The organism is Leucobacter sp. M11 (assembly GCF_035726885.1).
Lineage (GTDB): Bacteria > Actinomycetota > Actinomycetes > Actinomycetales > Microbacteriaceae > JAPFRB01.
This window is the reverse complement of sequence record NZ_JAPFRB010000004.1, coordinates 505,246-506,415: the sequence shown is the minus strand read 5'-3', so window position 1 is coordinate 506,415 and position 1,170 is coordinate 505,246. Positions and strand designations below refer to the sequence as shown.

Sequence of the window (1,170 nt, the reverse complement as noted above, 5' to 3'; positions counted from 1 at the left end):
CCGTGCCGAACAGGGCGAGCGCGCGCGATCCCGCGAGGAAGAAGTAGAGCACCAGCAGGACGGTCATGATGCCGACGCCGGTCAGCGACCGTGCCTTGGCGCTCATATGGTGCCGCCCGCGGGGGCCTCGTCCAGCGCGGCAGCGAGGGCGTCCAGGCCGAGGAGCGTGTCCAGGCCGACCGTGAGGCCGGTGAGGCCGGGGGCCGCGGCCAGGGCGCGGAGCACCCCGCCCCGGTAGGCATCCTGGGAGTGGGTGTCGTGCGTGATCGTGAGCACCTCGCCGGGGCCACCCAGGCGCACCTCCTGCTTGGCGACGACCCCGGCCAGGCGCAGGCTGTGCACGGGGATACCCGCGACGAGCTGCCCGCGAGCGGGCTGCTCCGCCGCGGGGGCGGTCACGGGGCGTCCCGCGCGGTCGGCGGCGATCAGCTCCGCGGTGCGCACGGCGGTGCCGGAGGGCGAGTCCACCTTGTGCGGGTGGTGGGCCTCGATGATCTCGATGGAATCGGAGAAGCGGCCCGCGATCCGGGCGAGCACGGTGCCCAGCACGGAGCCGAGCGAGAAGTTGGGGACGACGAGCACCCCGGAGCCGGGGTGGGCCTCGACCAGGGTGCGCAGCTCATCGAGGCGGGCCGCGGACCAGCCGCTCGTGCCGACGATCACGCGCTGGCCGAGGCCAACGGCCCGGGCCACGATGTCCGCGGAGGCGTCCGGAGTGCTCACGTCAACCACGACCTCGGCGCCCTCGGCCTCGGCCGGGTCGCTCGTGGAGCGCAGCGCGGCGTGCAGGACGAGGCCGGGCTCGGCTTCGATGAGGGCACAGATCAGGCTTCCGAGGCGCCCGGAGGCCCCAAACACGGCAACAGAAATCGTCATAGGACGAGGGTACCGTGCTCGGCAGCGCCGGAACTGGCGGTTGGCCGCGGCCGGGCCGACTCAGCCCCGCCCGGGCATCGTGACGACCGCGCGACCCGAGAGGGATCCCTCGACGAGCCGCGCGTAGGCCTCCTCGATCCGCTCGAAGGCAAAGGTTTCGATGGGGCTCTGCAGGAGCCCGCGCTGGGCGAGCGCGAACACCCCGCGCAGGTCGCGCAGCGAGGAGCCCTGGAAGGTGAACACCTCCCCGTCCCGGGGGAGATCGCCGAACCAGCCCTGCTGCTTCGGCAGGGA

The 1,170-nt window shown here is 73.6% G+C and carries 2 protein-coding genes; both read right to left on the bottom strand.

Annotated elements, in window-relative coordinates; all coding sequences use genetic code 11:
• Positions 1-102 precede the first annotated feature (102 nt).
• Entirely contained in the window at positions 103-876 is a 774-nt protein-coding gene (dapB, locus tag OOT08_RS14580) for a 4-hydroxy-tetrahydrodipicolinate reductase (RefSeq protein WP_325093512.1), read from the bottom strand.
• A gap of 60 nt (positions 877-936) precedes the next feature.
• Positions 937-1,170, bottom strand: a 234-nt coding sequence (locus OOT08_RS14575) for a hypothetical protein (RefSeq protein ID WP_442916260.1), incomplete at its 5' end; no start/stop codon positions are given.